Source organism: Roseiterribacter gracilis, from assembly GCA_018332375.1.
GTDB lineage: Bacteria > Pseudomonadota > Alphaproteobacteria > BOG-932 > Roseiterribacteraceae > Roseiterribacter > Roseiterribacter gracilis.
Genome location: BOPV01000001.1, coordinates 1,848,648 through 1,864,630 on the forward strand (window position 1 = coordinate 1,848,648; position 15,983 = coordinate 1,864,630).

The 15,983-nt window shown below is 63.7% G+C and carries 14 protein-coding genes; 4 read left to right on the forward strand and 10 right to left on the reverse strand.

Translation table 11 applies throughout. The annotated features are described in order from the left end of the window. The 3 genes from TMPK1_RS09190 to TMPK1_RS09200 all read right to left on the reverse strand — a co-directional run bounded on the left by TMPK1_RS09190 (position 1) and on the right by TMPK1_RS09200 (position 4,816). On the reverse strand, positions 1-1,155 hold the full coding sequence (locus TMPK1_RS09190; RefSeq protein WP_420242682.1) for a cobalamin-independent methionine synthase II family protein: 1,155 nt from the start codon (positions 1,153-1,155) through the stop codon (positions 1-3). Further along, the gene (locus tag TMPK1_RS09195) at positions 1,139-2,434 is read right to left on the reverse strand and encodes an MFS transporter (protein ID WP_420242683.1); all 1,296 of its coding nucleotides are present in this window, start codon (positions 2,432-2,434) and stop codon (positions 1,139-1,141) included. The genes TMPK1_RS09190 and TMPK1_RS09195 overlap by 17 nt, the downstream gene beginning before the upstream one ends. A gap of 171 nt (positions 2,435-2,605) precedes the next feature. Further along, on the reverse strand, positions 2,606-4,816 hold the full coding sequence (locus tag TMPK1_RS09200) for a TonB-dependent receptor (RefSeq protein ID WP_420242684.1): 2,211 nt from the start codon (positions 4,814-4,816) through the stop codon (positions 2,606-2,608). Here TMPK1_RS09200 and TMPK1_RS09205 point away from each other — a divergent pair. Together TMPK1_RS09205 and hisD are read left to right on the forward strand one after the other, a co-directional pair. Further along, positions 4,806-5,096, forward strand: coding sequence for a hypothetical protein (locus tag TMPK1_RS09205; RefSeq protein WP_420242685.1), 291 nt, complete (start codon positions 4,806-4,808; stop codon positions 5,094-5,096). The two genes, TMPK1_RS09200 and TMPK1_RS09205, sit on opposite strands and share 11 nt — an antisense overlap. A gap of 340 nt (positions 5,097-5,436) precedes the next feature. Then, positions 5,437-6,729, forward strand: coding sequence for a histidinol dehydrogenase (hisD, locus tag TMPK1_RS09210; protein ID WP_420242686.1), 1,293 nt, complete (start codon positions 5,437-5,439; stop codon positions 6,727-6,729). 76 nt (positions 6,730-6,805) lie between these two features. On the opposite strand, the gene TMPK1_RS09215 is transcribed toward hisD, so the two are convergent. Further along, a complete protein-coding gene (locus TMPK1_RS09215) occupies positions 6,806-7,825 on the reverse strand; it encodes a cupin domain-containing protein (RefSeq protein ID WP_420242687.1) in 1,020 nt (339 codons plus the stop codon). 198 nt (positions 7,826-8,023) lie between these two features. Between TMPK1_RS09215 and TMPK1_RS09220 the strand changes: the two genes are divergently transcribed. Beyond that, complete coding sequence (locus TMPK1_RS09220; protein WP_420242688.1) at positions 8,024-9,166, forward strand: nuclear transport factor 2 family protein; 1,143 nt, start codon at positions 8,024-8,026, stop codon at positions 9,164-9,166. 71 nt (positions 9,167-9,237) lie between these two features. On the opposite strand, the gene TMPK1_RS09225 is transcribed toward TMPK1_RS09220, so the two are convergent. The 6 genes from TMPK1_RS09225 to TMPK1_RS09250 form a co-directional block, all read right to left on the reverse strand. Continuing rightward, positions 9,238-10,440 carry a pyridoxal phosphate-dependent aminotransferase gene (locus TMPK1_RS09225; RefSeq protein ID WP_420242689.1) on the reverse strand — a complete coding sequence of 401 codons (1,203 nt, stop codon included), beginning with the start codon at positions 10,438-10,440 and terminating at the stop codon, positions 9,238-9,240. A 40-nt stretch (positions 10,441-10,480) separates the two neighbouring features. Beyond that, positions 10,481-11,518 carry an aminoglycoside phosphotransferase family protein gene (locus tag TMPK1_RS09230; RefSeq protein ID WP_420242690.1) on the reverse strand — a complete coding sequence of 346 codons (1,038 nt, stop codon included), beginning with the start codon at positions 11,516-11,518 and terminating at the stop codon, positions 10,481-10,483. Further along, positions 11,515-12,003: an RNA pyrophosphohydrolase gene (locus TMPK1_RS09235; protein WP_420245639.1), complete on the reverse strand. Its 489-nt coding sequence runs from the start codon at positions 12,001-12,003 to the stop codon at positions 11,515-11,517. The genes TMPK1_RS09230 and TMPK1_RS09235 overlap by 4 nt, the downstream gene beginning before the upstream one ends. A 10-nt stretch (positions 12,004-12,013) precedes the next feature. Beyond that, positions 12,014-13,297 carry a divergent polysaccharide deacetylase family protein gene (locus tag TMPK1_RS09240; RefSeq protein ID WP_420242691.1) on the reverse strand — a complete coding sequence of 428 codons (1,284 nt, stop codon included), beginning with the start codon at positions 13,295-13,297 and terminating at the stop codon, positions 12,014-12,016. 106 nt (positions 13,298-13,403) lie between these two features. After that, positions 13,404-14,789 (reverse strand): S41 family peptidase, encoded by a 1,386-nt coding sequence (locus TMPK1_RS09245; protein ID WP_420242692.1) that lies wholly within the window; start codon positions 14,787-14,789, stop codon positions 13,404-13,406. Further along, the gene (locus tag TMPK1_RS09250) at positions 14,790-15,416 is read right to left on the reverse strand and encodes a murein hydrolase activator EnvC family protein (protein WP_420242693.1); all 627 of its coding nucleotides are present in this window, start codon (positions 15,414-15,416) and stop codon (positions 14,790-14,792) included. On the opposite strand from TMPK1_RS09250, the gene TMPK1_RS09255 reads away from it, so the two are divergent. Next, a complete protein-coding gene (locus TMPK1_RS09255) occupies positions 15,387-15,932 on the forward strand; it encodes a hypothetical protein (RefSeq protein WP_420242694.1) in 546 nt (181 codons plus the stop codon). The genes TMPK1_RS09250 and TMPK1_RS09255 overlap by 30 nt on opposite strands. Positions 15,933-15,983 lie beyond the last annotated feature (51 nt).

The following is a 15,983-nucleotide window of genomic DNA, read 5'->3' on the forward strand; positions in this document are numbered from 1 at the left end:
TCAGGCCGCCTGCCGCCACAGACGTTCGCTGGCAATGGCAGCGCCCTCGACCAGCGACGCAAGTTTGGCGAACGCGATCTCGGGATGCACCGTCCCAAAACCTGCAAAAGTCGAGAAGCCGCAATCGCTGCCGGCAATGACGCGTTCGCGCCCAACCACCGAAGCGAACCGTTCAATCCGTTCCGCCACCAGCTGCGGATGCTCCACGAAGTTCGTCGTCGAATCGAGCACGCCCGGTATCAGCACCACGTCATCTGGCACCTGCACGCGCGTCCAGCTCGCCCATTCATGCGCATGGCGCGGATTGGCACCCTCGAACGACAGACCGCCGGCCTTGAGCTTCAGCAGTGTCGGCAGAATACGCTCGAGTTCGATATCGCAATGGTGCGGGCCTTCGTAATTGCCCCAGCAGACGTGGACGCGCACCTGAGCTTTCGGCACCGCGACAAGTGCAGCGTTCAACACTTCGATATGCCGCTCAATGCGAACCAGGAACGCGGCCTCGCTGCGATCCTTGAACATCATGTGGCGCCCCAGCGCGAGATCCGGACTGTCGATCTGCACGACCAGCCCGGCGCGTGCGATCGCCTCGTATTCGACCCGCATCGCGGCGGCGATCGCGTCGAGATAGGCGTCGTCGTCGGGATAGAATTCGTTGGGTTGGAACAAGGCGATCACGCCGGGCGCAGCGGCGTTCATGAATGCGTCGGGCGATGGGGTCGCGTCGAGGGCGGCGCGGAAGCGGCGCAAATCGGCCTCCAGCGGCGCCATCGTCTTGACTGCGATCGGTCCGACGCAACGCGGCCGTGCGTAGCTCGGCGTTCCGCCTGTCTTGGCCGCACGTCCCATGAAGTCGGGATAGGCTTCGAGATCGGCGGGTACGCGCCGCGGGCTGTCGCCTTCGAAGCCGGTGAGACGGTGGCGAATGTAGGTCGCGTAGCTGATCTTCGACATTTCGCCGTCGCTGACCGTGTCGATGCCGACATCCCGCTGACGCCGTACAATTTCGCGCGTTGCTTTGCCGACCACGATTTCGAATTCTGCCGGGTCCAGTGGATCGCCGCGCTCTTCGGCAAACAGCAGGTCGGTAACGTCGGCAGGCCGCGGCAGACTGCCGACATGCGTCGTCAGGATACGATCACGACTGATCAGCATGGTGGTCTCCGAATACGCGCCGGCCCGGCAATCGTGGGCGCGGATGGGTCTCAGGCAACGCCAGCCAAAGCAAGCCGGCCAGGATGAAAATGACGCTCGATACCGCCATGGCCGCACCAAGCCCGACCGCGCTCGCGAGCGAGCCGGTAAGAATGGGTGCGAAGAAACTGACGACGCGTCCCCAGTTGAAAATCGACGCTGCCGTCGATTTGAGATGCGCCGGATAGAGCTCAGTCAGCCACGGGCCCCAGATCACGCTGGCCGACAGCATGAAGCCATACAGCGCGCCGATCGGGCCCAACAACCGTACATCCGACGGCACCAGCAGGTACGCCGCGATCGAAGCGGCGCCGCCAAAAAATCCCAGCGCATTGAAACGGCGTCCGAAGCGATCGCCGGCCCAGCCCCAAAAAAATCCACCGGCAATGTTGGCCGCGAAGGTCCACGCGACGAGCGAACCGATGGCGGACGACGACAGGCCGCGCACGTCGTTGAGATACGTCGTCAGCCAGCCGCTGAACGCCTGATAAGCAAAGAAATTAAGCCCCATCAATGCCGCGAGCATCGTCGTTTGCAACGCAAGGCCTGGGCGAAACAGGTCGAGAACTGGCAGGCGCCTGGGCTGCCGCATCGCGACGTTGCGTGTCTCAGCCGTACCCGGGACGATCAAGTAGGCGAGCAGCGATAGCAGGATCGGCGGCACGCCGCCGATCCAAAGCAGCACGTGCCAGCTTGTCCCCTCGCCGACCGGCAGCAGCCGCACCGCAAGACCAAGCGCGATCACCGCGACGCCGAACACTGCGTTGATCATGCTGGCGAGCTTGCCGCGCACATTGTTGGGAAACAGCCCGACATAGATTCCGACGACAATCGGGAAGACGCCGCCCATGAACAAGCCAAGCACGAAACGCTGCGCCAGCAATTGGCCGTAACTGTCGACCGCGACGCCGGCAAGCAGGCTGAGCCCGTAGCCGATCATCACGGCGACCAGCATGTTGCGCCGACCGAAACGGTCGGCGAGCTGCCCGATCACGATGGCGCCAAGCAACGCGCCCGCACCTTGTGCCGAATAGCCCGAACCCGCTTCGGTGAGCGTCAAGCCGAGACTGTCGCGAATATAGGGGCGCAGTACGTCGACCGAATTCCACGCGAAGCTGTAAAAAAACTCGGCGACCAGCAGAAACGCGAACGCGGTGACCGCGCGGCCCAGCGACGGATATGTCGGGATGGCGCCGATTTCGTCGCGACCTTCGCTGCGCGCCGGCGCGCCTACGCTCATGTCGGGCTCCGTGCCGCTGCAACGATGCGTCTGCGCTGACAGACTGCGTGCTGCTTTGTACGCCGCTTGCGTCCGGGACAAAAATGCATCGCGCCGGGGAGACCGGCGCGATGCGAGGGATGCCCGGCGCGTGGTGACTGGGGAAAGGTCACCACGCGCCGTTGTGGGGCATCAGAAGCGAGCGCCGAAGCGCGCGCCATACAGGCTGGGCGGGCCGTACGAGGTTTGCACGCGCGCGCTGCTGCCCAACGTCGCGGCGTAAAGGACGGCTTTGTCGCCGACATTTTCGCCGAAGACTTCGACATAGAACTTGTCCGACTTTTCCGTCCAGCGCAGCCCGAGATCGACGAGCACGTAGGATGTCTGCTTGTCGAGCACGGTGTTGTAGTCGGCTGCGTAATACGCCGACGAATAGAGCAGGTTGCCGCGCGGCGTCAGCATGCCGGCCGCACCGAGGTCGAAATCATAGGACGCGCTGAGCGTGCCCTTGAACTTCGGCGACATCGGCACGCGCTTACCCGAAAGATCGACAGTCACGCCATCGTCACCACCGGCGACATGGAACGCGTTCGGCCGCACATACTGCGTGAATTTGGCGTCGAGCAACGTTGCCGTCAGGCCAAGATGCAGATTGGCGACCGGAACAAATTTCATTTCGGCTTCGACACCGCGGCTGCGCGCGGCACCGGCGCTCTGCGTGTAGGATAGGTTGGTGATACGATCGAGAATCGTGATCTGGAGGTTCTTGTACTCGTTGTCGAACACGCTGAGATCAAGCGACAAGCGGCCACCGAGCCAGCGGCTCTTGCTGCCGATTTCATACGCGGTGACGGTCTGCGGATTGTACGAATTCGGGATCAATGCGTTCGAGGCGTTGTTGTTGAAGCCGCCCGACTCATAGCCCGTCGAAATCGTCGAGTAGAGCATCGTCTCGGGCGTCAGATTGAATTCAGCGCCAACACGGAACGTCGCCTTGCTGAACGATGGCGCGCCATTTGCGACCTGCGCCGTCTGCGTCGTGAAGTCTTCCGTGCCTGGCGACGCGGTCTGGTTGGTGATGCCGAACGTCTTCGTGTCGCTCGAATAGCGAACGCCGCCGATCAGGCGCAGCGTGTCCGGAATGAGCGCGAACGTCGCCTGGCCGTAGCCGGCGTAAGACTCAGTCTGCAGGCTGACGCGCGAACGCGTGCTGCGCAGATTGGCCGGGACCGCGCTGGGTGCGGTGTAGACTTGGCGATAATATTCGAGAACCCGGTCGCGGAAATAATAGCCGCCGACGATCCATTGCAGCCGGTCTTTGCCGGTCGAGGCGAGCTGCAGTTCCTGGCTGAACGCGCTGTCCATCGTGTTCTGCGCCTGGTAGCCCGAGCCCGTGAAGCCGGTATTGACGACACCGGGCGCGGGAAACACGACGCTGGTCTGGTCGAGGTCGGCGCTGCGATCGACGCCGAATGAATTATAGCCCGTGATCGATTTCAGCGCGACCGGGCCGAAATCGTAGCTCACCTGCGCGGTGAGGTAGCGCTCGTGCAGCCGCTCATACGGGTTGTAGTCCCACTGGTTTGTGTAGGGGTCAGTGTTGACCGGTACGCCCGCATCCACACCAGCCACAAAAGCCGTGCCGTTATGGACCGTCGGGTTGACGTAGACCGGCACACCGTTGACCGAACGCAGACCGGTCGCAGGATTGATCAAGGTGCCGCTGACGCGCGAAGCAAAGGCGCCGCCGCCATGATCTTTGCGCTCCCAATAGGCGCCGCTGAGATCGATCTGCAGCGCGTCGGTCGGCTTGAAGCGCGCGCTGAGACGGACCGCATTCTGGTCTTCGTCCTGCAGCTCGATGCTCGGATTGGTGGTCGAACGCGTATAGCCGCTGTGCTCGATATGGTCGGCAGCGACGCGGAACTGCACCTTTTCATTGAGCGGCACGTTGATGAAGCCGTCGACCTGGCGCAGGTCGTAATTGCCGATCTGCGCGTTGACGCCGCCTTCGAATTCTTCGGTCGGGGCGTGCGTCACGATGCTGACATTGCCGCCGAACGTGTTGCGGCCGTAGAGGGTGCCTTGGGGGCCGCGCTGCACTTCGACACGCGACAGGTCGAACAGCGGAAAGCTCTGCTGCGCGACGCGGCTCTGATAGATGCCGTCGATATAGAAGCCGATGACCGGATCCGACTGCACGCTGACAAGCTGCGTGCGCACGCCGCGGATCGCGGGGAAGAAGTCGGCGCCCTGCTTGCCGAAGCTGAGGCCCGGCGTCTCGTACTGGATACGGCTCATATCGGTGACGCGCAGCCGGCTGAGGTCGTCGGCGCCGAGCGCGGTCACGGCAAGCGGCACGTCACGCAGCCGCTCTTCGCGGCGCTGCGCCGTGACGATCACCTCCTCCACACCGGTCGGGCGCGCGGCCGCGGCGGTCGTGCTGCTGGTGACAGTTGCGGTGGTCGTGGTGGTGGTCGCGGTGCCTGCCGGCGCCGGCGCGCCTTCGCCTTCCGCTCTCGCGGTGGCAGACGACAACGCGATCGTGATGGCGATCGCGGAAACGCCGGTTCGGCAAATGGTACGCGCGCGCATGATTTCTCCCGTTTTTTACATTCCAGCCGAGCGTTGCGGCTTCACCCTGTGGCCGGACGCTATCAAGCCGCCCCCAACCCGTCCATAATTTTATGCATTCGAATGCAAGTACAACCAAGGCGTGCTCCAGGATTCGTCGGAAGCGCTCTATATGGCCGGAATCGCTTGTCAGACTGGGAGTTTGTCGTCGCCTCCAGTGCGAACCGTTCGCGACAAGTCGTAGCGCTGAACCCTACAATCGCGCCGAATTCCCGCGAATCGGATGCCTCCGAATGCACGTTTCTTCCGAAGGTTTGCGGTGCAGCGGCGATTGCCGGTGAGAAACTCGTCGCGCCTGCGACGCTCGCCACCGCGTGACATCTGCATTCGAATGCAATAAGCAACAGCGTTGCTTTGCTCGACGACGGATCATCAGGAGGATTGCAGGAATGGCCACTGTCAGCGCGCCGGAGTCGATTGTCGCCCGCCTTGCCTATGTGAAGGCACCGACGCGCGACCAGATCGCCGACAACAGCCAGGTGGTTGCGACCGTGACCGCGGTGCTGAAGGACGTGCGCGAGCGCGGCGACGCAGCGGTGCGCGAGTACGCCAAGAAGTTCGATGGCGCCGAACTCGACCGGTTCGAAGTCAGCGCCGTCGATCGGCAGAGGGCGGTCGACGAACTCGACGTGCAGACGCGTTCGGACACTGAATTCGCGATCGCCAACGTGCGCCGCTTTGCCGAGGCGCAGCTATCGACGATCCAGCCGCTTGAGATCGAACCCTATCCGGGTCTCCATCTCGGCCATCGCGTCATTCCGATCCAACGAGTCGGTGCGTACGTGCCGGGCGGGCGCTTTCCGCTTCTGTCGGCGCCGATCATGACCATCGTGCCGGGGAAGGTCGCAGGTTGCGACGAGGTCGTGGCGTGTCTGCCGCCCAACGCGCACCGGGCGATGATCGCCGGCTGCCATCTTTCCGGCGCCGATCGCATTTTTCTGATCGGCGGCGCGCAGGCGGTTGCTGCGATGGCCTACGGCACCGAAACGGTGCCGCAGGTGCATAAGATCATGGGACCGGGCAACGCGTTCGTGAATGAAGCCAAACGCCAGGTCTTCGGTCCCGTTGGCATCGATCAGCTTGCCGGTCCGTCGGAAATTTTCGTGGTCGCAGATGCAAGCGGCGATCCCGAATTGATTGCGGCCGACCTGCTCGGTCAAGCCGAACACGACGTGCGCACGCGCGTCGGTCTGATCACGACCGATCGTGCGCTTGCCGAGGCGACGCTGGCCGAAGTCGAACGCCAATTGAACGTGCTCGCGACTGCCAAGGTCGCCGAACTGTCGTGGCGCGACTACGGCGAGATCGTCGTGTGCGACGATGAAGCAGCGATGATCGCCTATTCCGATCACGTTGCGGCCGAACATCTGCAAGTGCACACCAAAGACCCGCATGGCTTCGGCGCCAAGCTGCGCAACTACGGCTCGCTGTTCATCGGGCGTAACGCAAGCGTGGTCTATTCCGACAAGAATGTCGGCACCAACCACACGCTGCCGACGATGGGGGCTGCGAAATATACCGGCGGTCTGTGGGTTGGATCGTACGTGAAGATTGCCACCCACCAATGGCTCGAGGACAAGGCAATCCGCGTCGTCGCGCCGCCTGCGATCCGCCAAAGCGACAGCGAAGGACTTGAAGGACACCGCAAGGCTGCGGAGATCCGTCTGCGACGTCTCGGCTGAACCCGGCGCGCAGGAAATGAAAAAACGCACCTGGCTCAGGCCGGTGCGTTTTTTTGTCGGTGCCGAACGCGCTGCGTCAGTTGAAGGTCGGCAGGCTCGGATTTTCCGTACCGCGCACGACAAATACGACGGTACGGGCAGACGACGTGTTGCGAAATGAATGCGGCAGACCAACCGGCACGGTCATCGTATCGCCCGGTCCCATCACGATCGAACCGTCTTCCCAGCCCACTTCGAGCACGCCTTCATGAACGAACAGCACTTCGACTTCCCGCCGGCTGTGGCGCGGAACGAAGGCGCCGGATTGCAGCGTCAGCTGACGCAGGTTGAAATCATGCGGCCACCAGCCTGTGATCGGTCCGGGCTCGAACCGGTCTGAGGTGCGTTGCGGCACGATCACGCCCGCCTCTTCGACGCCGTCGCCCGCCAACGCCGACTGCGGGTTCGCCACCGCAGAACCGTAGACGACAACGCATTCCCGCAGCTTCTCGAGCGGCGGTGTCTTTAGCGACGCGAGCTTGTCGGCATCGGCGACGTCTTCGAGTTCGACGTCTTTCAACACATAGTCGCCCTGCGACGTGTCGATCAGACGGCCGCCGCGCGCAAGGCGCATTCCGTTTTCGGCCGCGGCTTCGAGGACGGCCGGCGCCCACACGACTTTGCCGGGATCGTCCTGGCCGAGGACGAAGAAGATGAAGCCTTTCCCGTCGTCGATCTTTTCAAAGCCGCGAAACATGTGGGTCGGCGCCGACATCACGTCGCCCGGTCCGACCTCGATCGAACCGTCTTCACGATTGGGGCCGAACAGCAGGCGCCAGCGGCCCGAATGCACGACGAAGACTTCAGCGGTATCGTGACTGTGTTGCGAGTTGATGCAGCCGAACGGCTGGCGTGCCCCGCCGATGTTGAAGCCATGCTTCTCGGCGATGTGGACGTGCTGGTCTGCGTTCTCAGACACGCCGGGCCCGATGATGGTGAAGTTTTCCTTCTCGGTCGAACCCGGTGTCTTGGTATCGACAAAGGCAGTCCGGCACGGGATGAGGTCCGCATAACGGACGAGCCGCCGGTTCAAATCGTCGAGGCTCCATCGTGTCACGGCAACTGCTCCAATCTGGGGCCCGCATCCTAACTTGCATTCGAATGCAAAACCCAGCTAAATCATCCGCGGGCCGTGCGCAAGGCGCATCTGCACGTCGATCTGAAGTGCCGATGCGAACGAAGCGTTTAGGCCAGCAATCAGCGGTCGTGCAATTCCGGCGCGTCATGCACACTACTGCCAGGGTCAGGAGAAACGATGAGCTCCCAGAACAAAAGCGTGAGCATGGCCGGGCCGGCCACTGCCGATCCGCAGTCCGACGATTCGCGCGCGGTCTTGCAGGTCGAGCGCCGCGATTTCACCCAGCTGGTTCCTGAGAACCGCCCGCGCGTACAGCGCATGCGCGGCTTCGACGAGTGCTACACCGACATCGTCGACTACATCGTTCGCTGTACGCACCGTATCTGGGACGAACGGGACGTCGGGCTGATCTATACGCACTACACGCATAATTGCGTCGCCTACACGACGTTGGGCACGATGTACGATCGCGAGACCCACATCCGCGACACCATCCAGCGTCTCGTCGAAATGCCCGACCGGCGAGGCATGGCGCAACAGGTGATTTGGCGCGGCAACGACGTCGACGGTTTCTATACCAGCCACATGACGCACGGTATGGGACGCCATACTGAATTTGGCGCCATGGGCAAACCGACCGGCCGCACCTTCGTGACGCGAACCGTCGCGGAGTGCATGATCCTCGAGAACAAGATCTACAAAGAGTGGATCGTTCGCGACAACATGGCCCAGCTGGTGCAGCTCGGCATCGAGCCGCACGCGTACGCGCAGGCAATTGCGCAGGCAAAATTCGCGCGCGGCGAAGAAGTGTTCGAGCTGTCAGAAAATCGTCGGTTGCTGGGCCAGTATCCGCCCGAGGCCGAAGCCGATGTTTCGATCGCCCATACCGATACCGAAGCGCAGCTGTTGCGCTGGCTGCATCACATCTACAACAAGCGCCTGTTCGGGAAGATCCGCGAGATCTACGCGTCGAACTGCCAATGGCACGGGCCGTTGATGCGCGAATTGCTGGGGCCGGCGGCCGTGCTGCAGCAGACGATGCGACTGGTTGCGCTGATGCCCGACTGCGCCTTCGTTCCGCAGCATGTCTGTTCGGTCGTCAGTGAAGAAGGCGGCGAAAAGATCGCGCTGCGCTGGACGCTCGACGGTCATCATTTCGGCTACGGTCCGCTGGGCGCGCCCACCGGCTACAAACTATCGGTCATGGGCGTCACCCACTTCCACATCATCGACGGAAAAATTGTCGACGAGTGGGTCGTCTATGACGAGTTGTCGATGCTGGTGCAGCTCAAACTCGCAGCACTGCAAGCGGCCAAGTAAAACCGGAACGCGAAACGAAAAAGGGCGAGCGCCTATCCGGCGCCTGCCTTTTTATCGTTGGCCGATGCAGCTCAGCTGAGCGAACCACAAAAGCGCTGGATGCGGCGGCAGGCTTCTTCGAGCGAGTCCGTGTCGGTCGCGTAGGAGATACGGAAGAACGGCGCCAGGCCGAACGCAGTCCCCTGCACCACCGCAACGCCTTCGGCTTCGAGCAGCTGCTCGACGAAGTCGTTGTCGGTTTCGATCACTTTGCCCGACGGCGTCTTCTTGCCGATCGTGCCGGCGCAGGACGGGTAGACGTAGAACGCGCCTTCGGGACGCGAACAGGTGATGCCTTTCGCCTGGTTCAGCATCGACACGACGAGGTCGCGGCGCTCGCGGAATTTCTCCGCCCGCGGCTTGATGAAATCCTGCGGGCCGTTGAGCGCTACGACTGCAGCCGCCTGACTGACCGAGGACGGGTTCGAGGTCGACTGGCTCTGCACTTTCGCCATCGCCTTGATCAGCTCGACCGGGCCGCCGGCATAGCCAATGCGCCAGCCGGTCATCGAATAGGCTTTCGACACGCCGTTGACGGTCAAGGTGCGCGCGAACAACGACGGCTCGACTTCGGCCGGGGTCACGAACTTGAAGTCGTCGAACGTGATGTGTTCGTACATGTCGTCGGTCATCACCCAGACATGCGGGTGTTTCACCAGCACGTCGGTGACCGCCTTCATTTCGGCGTGGTTGTAGGCAGCGCCCGTCGGATTGCTGGGGCTGTTGAGGATGATCCATTTCGTCTTGGGCGTGATCGCCGCTTCCAGATCGGCCGCGCGCAGCTTGAAGCCGTTGTCGGCCGGGCATTCGACGACGACCGGCACGCCTTCGGCCAACAGCACCATATCGGGATAGCTGACCCAGTACGGCGCGGGGATGATCACCTCGTCGCCCGGGTTCAAGGTCGCCATCAGCGCGTTGTAGAGAACCTGCTTGCCGCCAGTGCCGACCGAGATCTGGTCCGGCGTGTAGGTCAGGCGGTTTTCGCGCGCGAACTTGGCGCAGATCGCCTTTTTCAGCGCCGGCGTGCCGTCGACGTCGGTGTAACGCGTGTCGCCCGCTTCGATGGCGCGCTCGGCGGCTTTGCGGATGTGTTCGGGCGTATCGAAATCAGGTTCACCGGCGCCCAGGCCGATAATGTCGCGACCGGCCGCTTTCAGCGCGCGCGCTTTCGCGGTCACCGCAATCGTCGGCGACGGCTGGATGCGGTCGAGGCGAGCGGCAAGGAAAGCCATCGGAGTCGTTCCTGAAAGATTATTGCGTCGGAGGGCGAACCTACGCAGCAGGACGAGGAGCGACAAGCAGCGAAGCCAGCATGGCTGCATCCACCTCAAGCGAGCGCTGCCAGTCGGGAAAGTTCGTGTCGAACCAACACGCAACCGGCGCCAGAATGGGGGTCTCGAGCTGGCGCGCGAGCAATCGCGTTCCGCGCGGCAAATGGCGCAGATAGCCGTGCTTTCCGTCGCGCACTGCCAGACGCACGAACAGGCCCAGGATTTTGCTGAGACGTTGCGCGCCGAGCGCCGCGTACCACGCGTCGAACCCCGGCGCCGGCGACAGCGCGGCGCCATAGCGGGCGCGCATCTCGACCACCACCGCGTCGCTCACGTCGCGGCGAATGTCATCCAGCAGCGAGACCAGGTCGTAGGCGGGCGAGCCCAGCAGCGAATCTTGGAAATCGAGCAGCCCGCACGCCGCAACACCGTCGCGCCCGTCGAGCCGCATCAGATTGTCGACATGGTAGTCGCGCAGCACGAGCGTGGTCGGACCCGGCGGCAACGCGTCGAACACCGCGTCCCAGGCAGCGCGCCACGACTCCAGCACCAATGGATCGGCGATCGCCCCATGATGGGCGGGCCAGAACCATTCGACCAACAACGAAGCTTCGGTCAGCAGCAGCGCGCGATTGTAGGGCGGCACCGTCACCGCGGTCGCGTCCGGTGCGCGTTGCAACTGCACCAGCGCGTCGACCGCCAGCGCGTAGAGCGCGCGCTCGTCGGCGCCGTTCGCCAACAGATTGGTGAAGGTCGCGTCGCCGAAATCTTCAACCAGCACCAGGCCGAGCACCGCGTCGACCGCGAACGGGTCAGGCGCTGAAAGACCCAGACGACGCAGATGCGTCGCCACGGTCACGAACGGGCGTACGTCCAGCTTGTCGGGCGGTGAATCCATCAGCAACGCCGGGCGCGGGCCGTCATGCAAACGGAAATAGCGGCGGAACGATGCGTCGGCCGGCAGTGCTTCGATGCGTGCGCCGGCAAATCCCTGCTGCGCCAGAAAGCTCAGACGCTGCTGCGCGCGTTCGTCGGTCATACAGGTTGGGTAAAGCGTGCGAAGTCGCGCGCGACACGTTCGTAGATCGCGCGCTTGAACGGCACGATCAGCAACGGGACGTCGGCCAGCGCAACCCATTTCCAGGCGTCGAATTCGGGCGGCTTTTCGACCGTCAGATCAATCTCGCTGTCGGGACCGGTAAAGCGCATCGCAAGCCAGGCTTGGCGCTGACCTTTCCATTTGCCTTTCCAGCGATGGTTGGCGAGCGTTTCGGCCGGCAGGTCGTAGCGCAGCCATTCCTCGACGCGGCCGAGCAGCTCAGCCGAACGCACGCCGACTTCTTCGGCCAGTTCGCGACGCGCCGCTTGTTCGAGATCTTCGTCGTCGTGGACGCCGCCTTGCGGCATCTGCCACGCGTCCGACGAACCGCGGCGGCGCGCGACCAGCACTTTGCCGTCGCGATTGAACAAAGCGACCCCGACATTGGGCCGATAGAACCGGTCCGTATCGTCCGTCACGTGCAGCGATGCCGGCTTAGTTGGTCGATGCGACCGGGCCAGCACCGGATGCTGTGGCCACGGCGCTGACCGGAACGGCGACGATGCCTTTTTGCGCCAAGGTGCCGAACCAGGCTTGCAGACGTTCGAGCGCAATCGGATGCGGACCGATGACGCCGATCGCAAATCCCTTCTGCCGCGCCGTTGCTTCCAGTTCGGCAAGCGCCGTGTCGACGGCAACGCGCGTCGCGGGTGAATCCAGCACGCGATCGACGCTGGCATAGGGCAGCCCCAACGCCTGCACGATCGGCGGCGATGCGCTCTGCGTCGCGGTGCGCAGTTCGAGATACAGCAGGCCGCGCTGGCGCAGCTGCGTCAGCACCGGCTTCATCGCGCCGCTATCGCCCTGAAAGCGCGAGCCGGCGGAATTGATGATCCCGACATAGCCCGACGCGCGCGATAGCATCGACAGAAGCCGCGTGCTGTTGTCGGTCTCGGTCGAGCTGGTCAGCAAAGTCTGCGGACCGGGATCGTCTTTCGGATACGAGGTCGGCTCCATCGGAACCGACAGCAGAACTTCGTGGCCGGCCTTACGCGCGTCTTCGACCCAGAATTTGAGACGGTCGACGAACGGCGCAAAAGCGAGCGTCGCTTCGGGCGCTAGCTTGAGCGCGGTCATCGAGGCTTCGTTGGCGAGGCCAAGGCCGGTGACCACGATCGCGACGCGCGGGCGTTTTTCGGCCGGGTCGGCAGGACGGCTATAGACGCGCCACGGCGCGCGGCCGTCGGCGCCGATCTTGGGCAGCGGGCCAGCCGGCGACTGTTCGGTGAGTTCGGCCACCGGGGCGGGCGGCAACGGGGCGGTGACCGTCTTCAACGCCTCGGGCGCGGCGTTCGACATCGTCGGAACGTTGACGGTGGTGGTGCCCGGCGGCGTGCCTGGCGCGGTCGCGCCTGGGGTCGTGGTAGCCGGCGCGTTGGTGCCTGGTGCGGGTGGCGTACCGGCCGGCGGGGTCGTGCCTGGCGTCGCTGCCGGGGTGGCGTCGGCGGTCTTACGCTGGGGACCGACCGGCGTGACGTCGAGCTTGGGCACCGGCGGCGGCTGCAGCACCGGCAGTTCGACCAGGGCGCCAACCGCAGGGGCCTTGTCGGGCGCACCCAGCGGGCCGGTATCGGGCTTGGCGCCCGGCGGTAGTTTTTCGATCGCGACTTCGACGGCGCCCAGGCTGGCGAGCTGACGGTTGGTCGTCGGCGAGGCCCACAGGAGCCACGCAGCAACGCCGCTGATGAAAATGAGCAGGACAAGGCTCAGCCCGGCCAAGGGATGGATCTTGGATCCCCCCGACCTGCTGTCGCCCCCGCCTAGTCTGTGCTTCCGAATTCGCCAGCGCACGCGCGCAATCCCCTTCGCGCTTGTCTGCGGCGAATCAATTGACCGCGCGCGTGTTGAACATCGCTACTCCGCGCAGAAGGTCCAGCGCTCTTGAGAGCTGATAGTCCACTTCCGGCGGCGCGTTGACATTTGCGCCCGAGGGTTTGGCAGGTTTTGCCGACGAAATCTCGGCTGGCGCGGCCCCGACGCCGGGTTCGCCCGGTCCGCCGGCGGGCGGAGCGGCCGGGGTCGTGGGCTTGCCATCGGTCTTCAGCGTGTCCGGATTCGACAGCGCCCCCTTGAGGTCGGCTTCGCGACGGCCGCTGCCCAGCGAGGCGACTTCCTCGACCTTGGCGGCCTTCACTTCGATGTCCGGCGTGATGCCCTTGGCCTGGATCGATTTGCCCGACGGCGTGAAGTAGCGCGCCGTCGTCAGTCGCATCGCCCCATGGTTCTTGAGTTCCATGATGGTCTGGACCGAGCCTTTGCCGAAGCTCTGCGTGCCCATCAGGATCGCGCGGTGATGGTCCTGCAGCGCGCCGGCGACGATTTCCGAGGCCGACGCCGAACCGCCATTGATCAGCACGATCACCGGCAGGCCGTTGGCGAGATCGCCCGGCTTTGCGTTCACGCGTTCGACGTCTTCCGAATGACGGCCGCGCGTCGAGACGATCTCGCCCTTGTCGAGGAACGTGTCCGAGACGCTGATCGCCTGGGTCAGCAGACCACCCGGATTGTTGCGCAGGTCGAGCACGTAGCCGAGCAGCTTGCCGGCCGTCTTTTGCTTGATTTCCGCAATCGCTTTTTCGAGGCCCGGCTGGGTCTGCTCGTTGAACGAGGAAATGCGGATGTAGCCGATGGTTTCGCCCTCAACGCGGTACTTCACCGACTGGACGCGGATCTGTTCGCGCTTGAGGTTGATTTCGATCGGGTCGGTGACGTCGGGACGGCGGATCGTGATCTTCACGTCGGTGCCCGGCTTGCCGCGCATCTTCTCGACCGCTTCGTTGAGGCCGATGCCGACGATCTGCTCGCCGTTCAAATGCGTGATGTAGTCACCGGACTTCACGCCGGCGCGCGACGCGGGCGTATCGTCGATCGGCGAAATGACTTTGACGACGCCGTTCTCGATGCCGACTTCAATCCCAAGCCCGCCAAACTCGCCGCGGGTTTGGACTTGCATGTCCTTGTAGAGCTTCTCGTTCATGTAGGACGAGTGCGGGTCGAGCGACGACAACATGCCGTTGATCGCAGCTTCGATCAGCTTGGCGTCTTCGACCGGCTCGACATATTCGCTGCGGATCTGTTCGAACACGTCGCCGAACAGATTGAGCTGCTTGTACGTCTCGGAGCTTTTGCTGTCCGCGACGGCATAACCAACCGGTCCTGCCAGTAGCGCCGTGCCAAGCACTGCTGCGCCAATTTTCAGCGTGGTGCGCATTTAACCGCTCCGTCCTTTGACCGATGTCGCCTGCTGCGGATCGATAGGGTGGCCGTCTCGTCTGAACTCGAAGTAAAGGTCCGGCCTCTCGCCTGCGTCGGACGGCATAATCCCGACCGGCTCGCCCGCTCCGACCGAGGCGCCGACAGCCGCGTCGACACGCCCAAATCCAGCGATTAGCGAATGATATCCACCCGGATGTTCGAGGATCAAGATCCGCCCATAACTCCGGAATAGACCTGCAAAACGTACTTTCCCCGCCAGCGGCGCTGTAACAGTCGCACCGGCGCGCGTCGCGATCGTGATGCCGCGCGCAGCCGATCCAACATCGTCAGTCTGGCCATAGCGCACGCGAACCGTACCGGCGACCGGATAGGCGCCGCTTGAAACCAAGGGTCCGTGCGGCGTTTCCCGTTCAGCAGGTGGCGCCTTGCCTTTCGCCTTCGCTGCTTTCGCCGCCGCAGCCGCCCGCGCCTCTTCGGCACGCTGCTGTGCCTCAATCTTGGCCATCAGGTCGCGCAGATCCTTCGCGTCGCGTGACAGCGACGTGATCCGGTCCTCTTCAGCGCGACGATCGGCCTCGGTCTTGGTGGCCAGTTGCTGCCGCTTTTCCAGCAGCGATCCCAAGCTGACCTGCTGCAGTTTGAGCGCCTGTTCGGCGCGCTGCGCGTCGCGCCGCTTGCCATCGAGGCCACGACGAAGTTCGGCCAGCCGCACCAATTCCTGATTCAGCGCGCGCGCCCGCTCGGCAATCGACGGCACCGCCGCGCGCATCAACAGCGCCGCGCGCGCAGAATCGATCGGCGTGTCAGGAAACGCGACCAGACTTTCGGTCGGCAAGGTCGCAACCCGCGTCAAGGCCAACAGCAATTGCGCCAGGTTGGCGCGTTCATGCTCCAGCGCTTCGCTGCGTCGCTTTTCATCGTCGCTCGCCTGCGCAAGACCGCGTTCGGCATCCGACAATTCCTGCTCGCGCGCCCGCACCTGCGCCGCCGATTGGGTCAGGTCTCCGCGCAGCGAGTCCATCTCGCGCGCCAATGTCTCGCGTTGCTTGGCAAGTTCGGCCGCGCGCGCTTTGCGCTGCTCGACTTCGCGCTCGATCTTTTTGAGTTTCTCGGCCGGCGCCTGTGCCCTAGCAAATGAAATGGGCGCAAACGGCGCTGCAAGCAGCAGCGCCGTGAGCAGCAGAAGGGT

Bases quoted from the DNA above. Each gene is read 5' to 3' on its own strand.
- TMPK1_RS09190 (WP_420242682.1), bottom strand. From the start codon at position 1,155: ATGCTGATCAGTCGTGATCGTATCCTGACGACGCATGTCGGCAGTCTG.
- TMPK1_RS09195 (WP_420242683.1), bottom strand. From the start codon at position 2,434: ATGAGCGTAGGCGCGCCGGCGCGCAGCGAAGGTCGCGACGAAATCGGC.
- hisD (WP_420242686.1), top strand. From the start codon at position 5,437: ATGGCCACTGTCAGCGCGCCGGAGTCGATTGTCGCCCGCCTTGCCTAT.
- TMPK1_RS09220 (WP_420242688.1), top strand. From the start codon at position 8,024: ATGAGCTCCCAGAACAAAAGCGTGAGCATGGCCGGGCCGGCCACTGCC.
- TMPK1_RS09225 (WP_420242689.1), bottom strand. From the start codon at position 10,440: ATGGCTTTCCTTGCCGCTCGCCTCGACCGCATCCAGCCGTCGCCGACG.
- TMPK1_RS09230 (WP_420242690.1), bottom strand. From the start codon at position 11,518: ATGACCGACGAACGCGCGCAGCAGCGTCTGAGCTTTCTGGCGCAGCAG.
- TMPK1_RS09245 (WP_420242692.1), bottom strand. From the start codon at position 14,789: ATGCGCACCACGCTGAAAATTGGCGCAGCAGTGCTTGGCACGGCGCTA.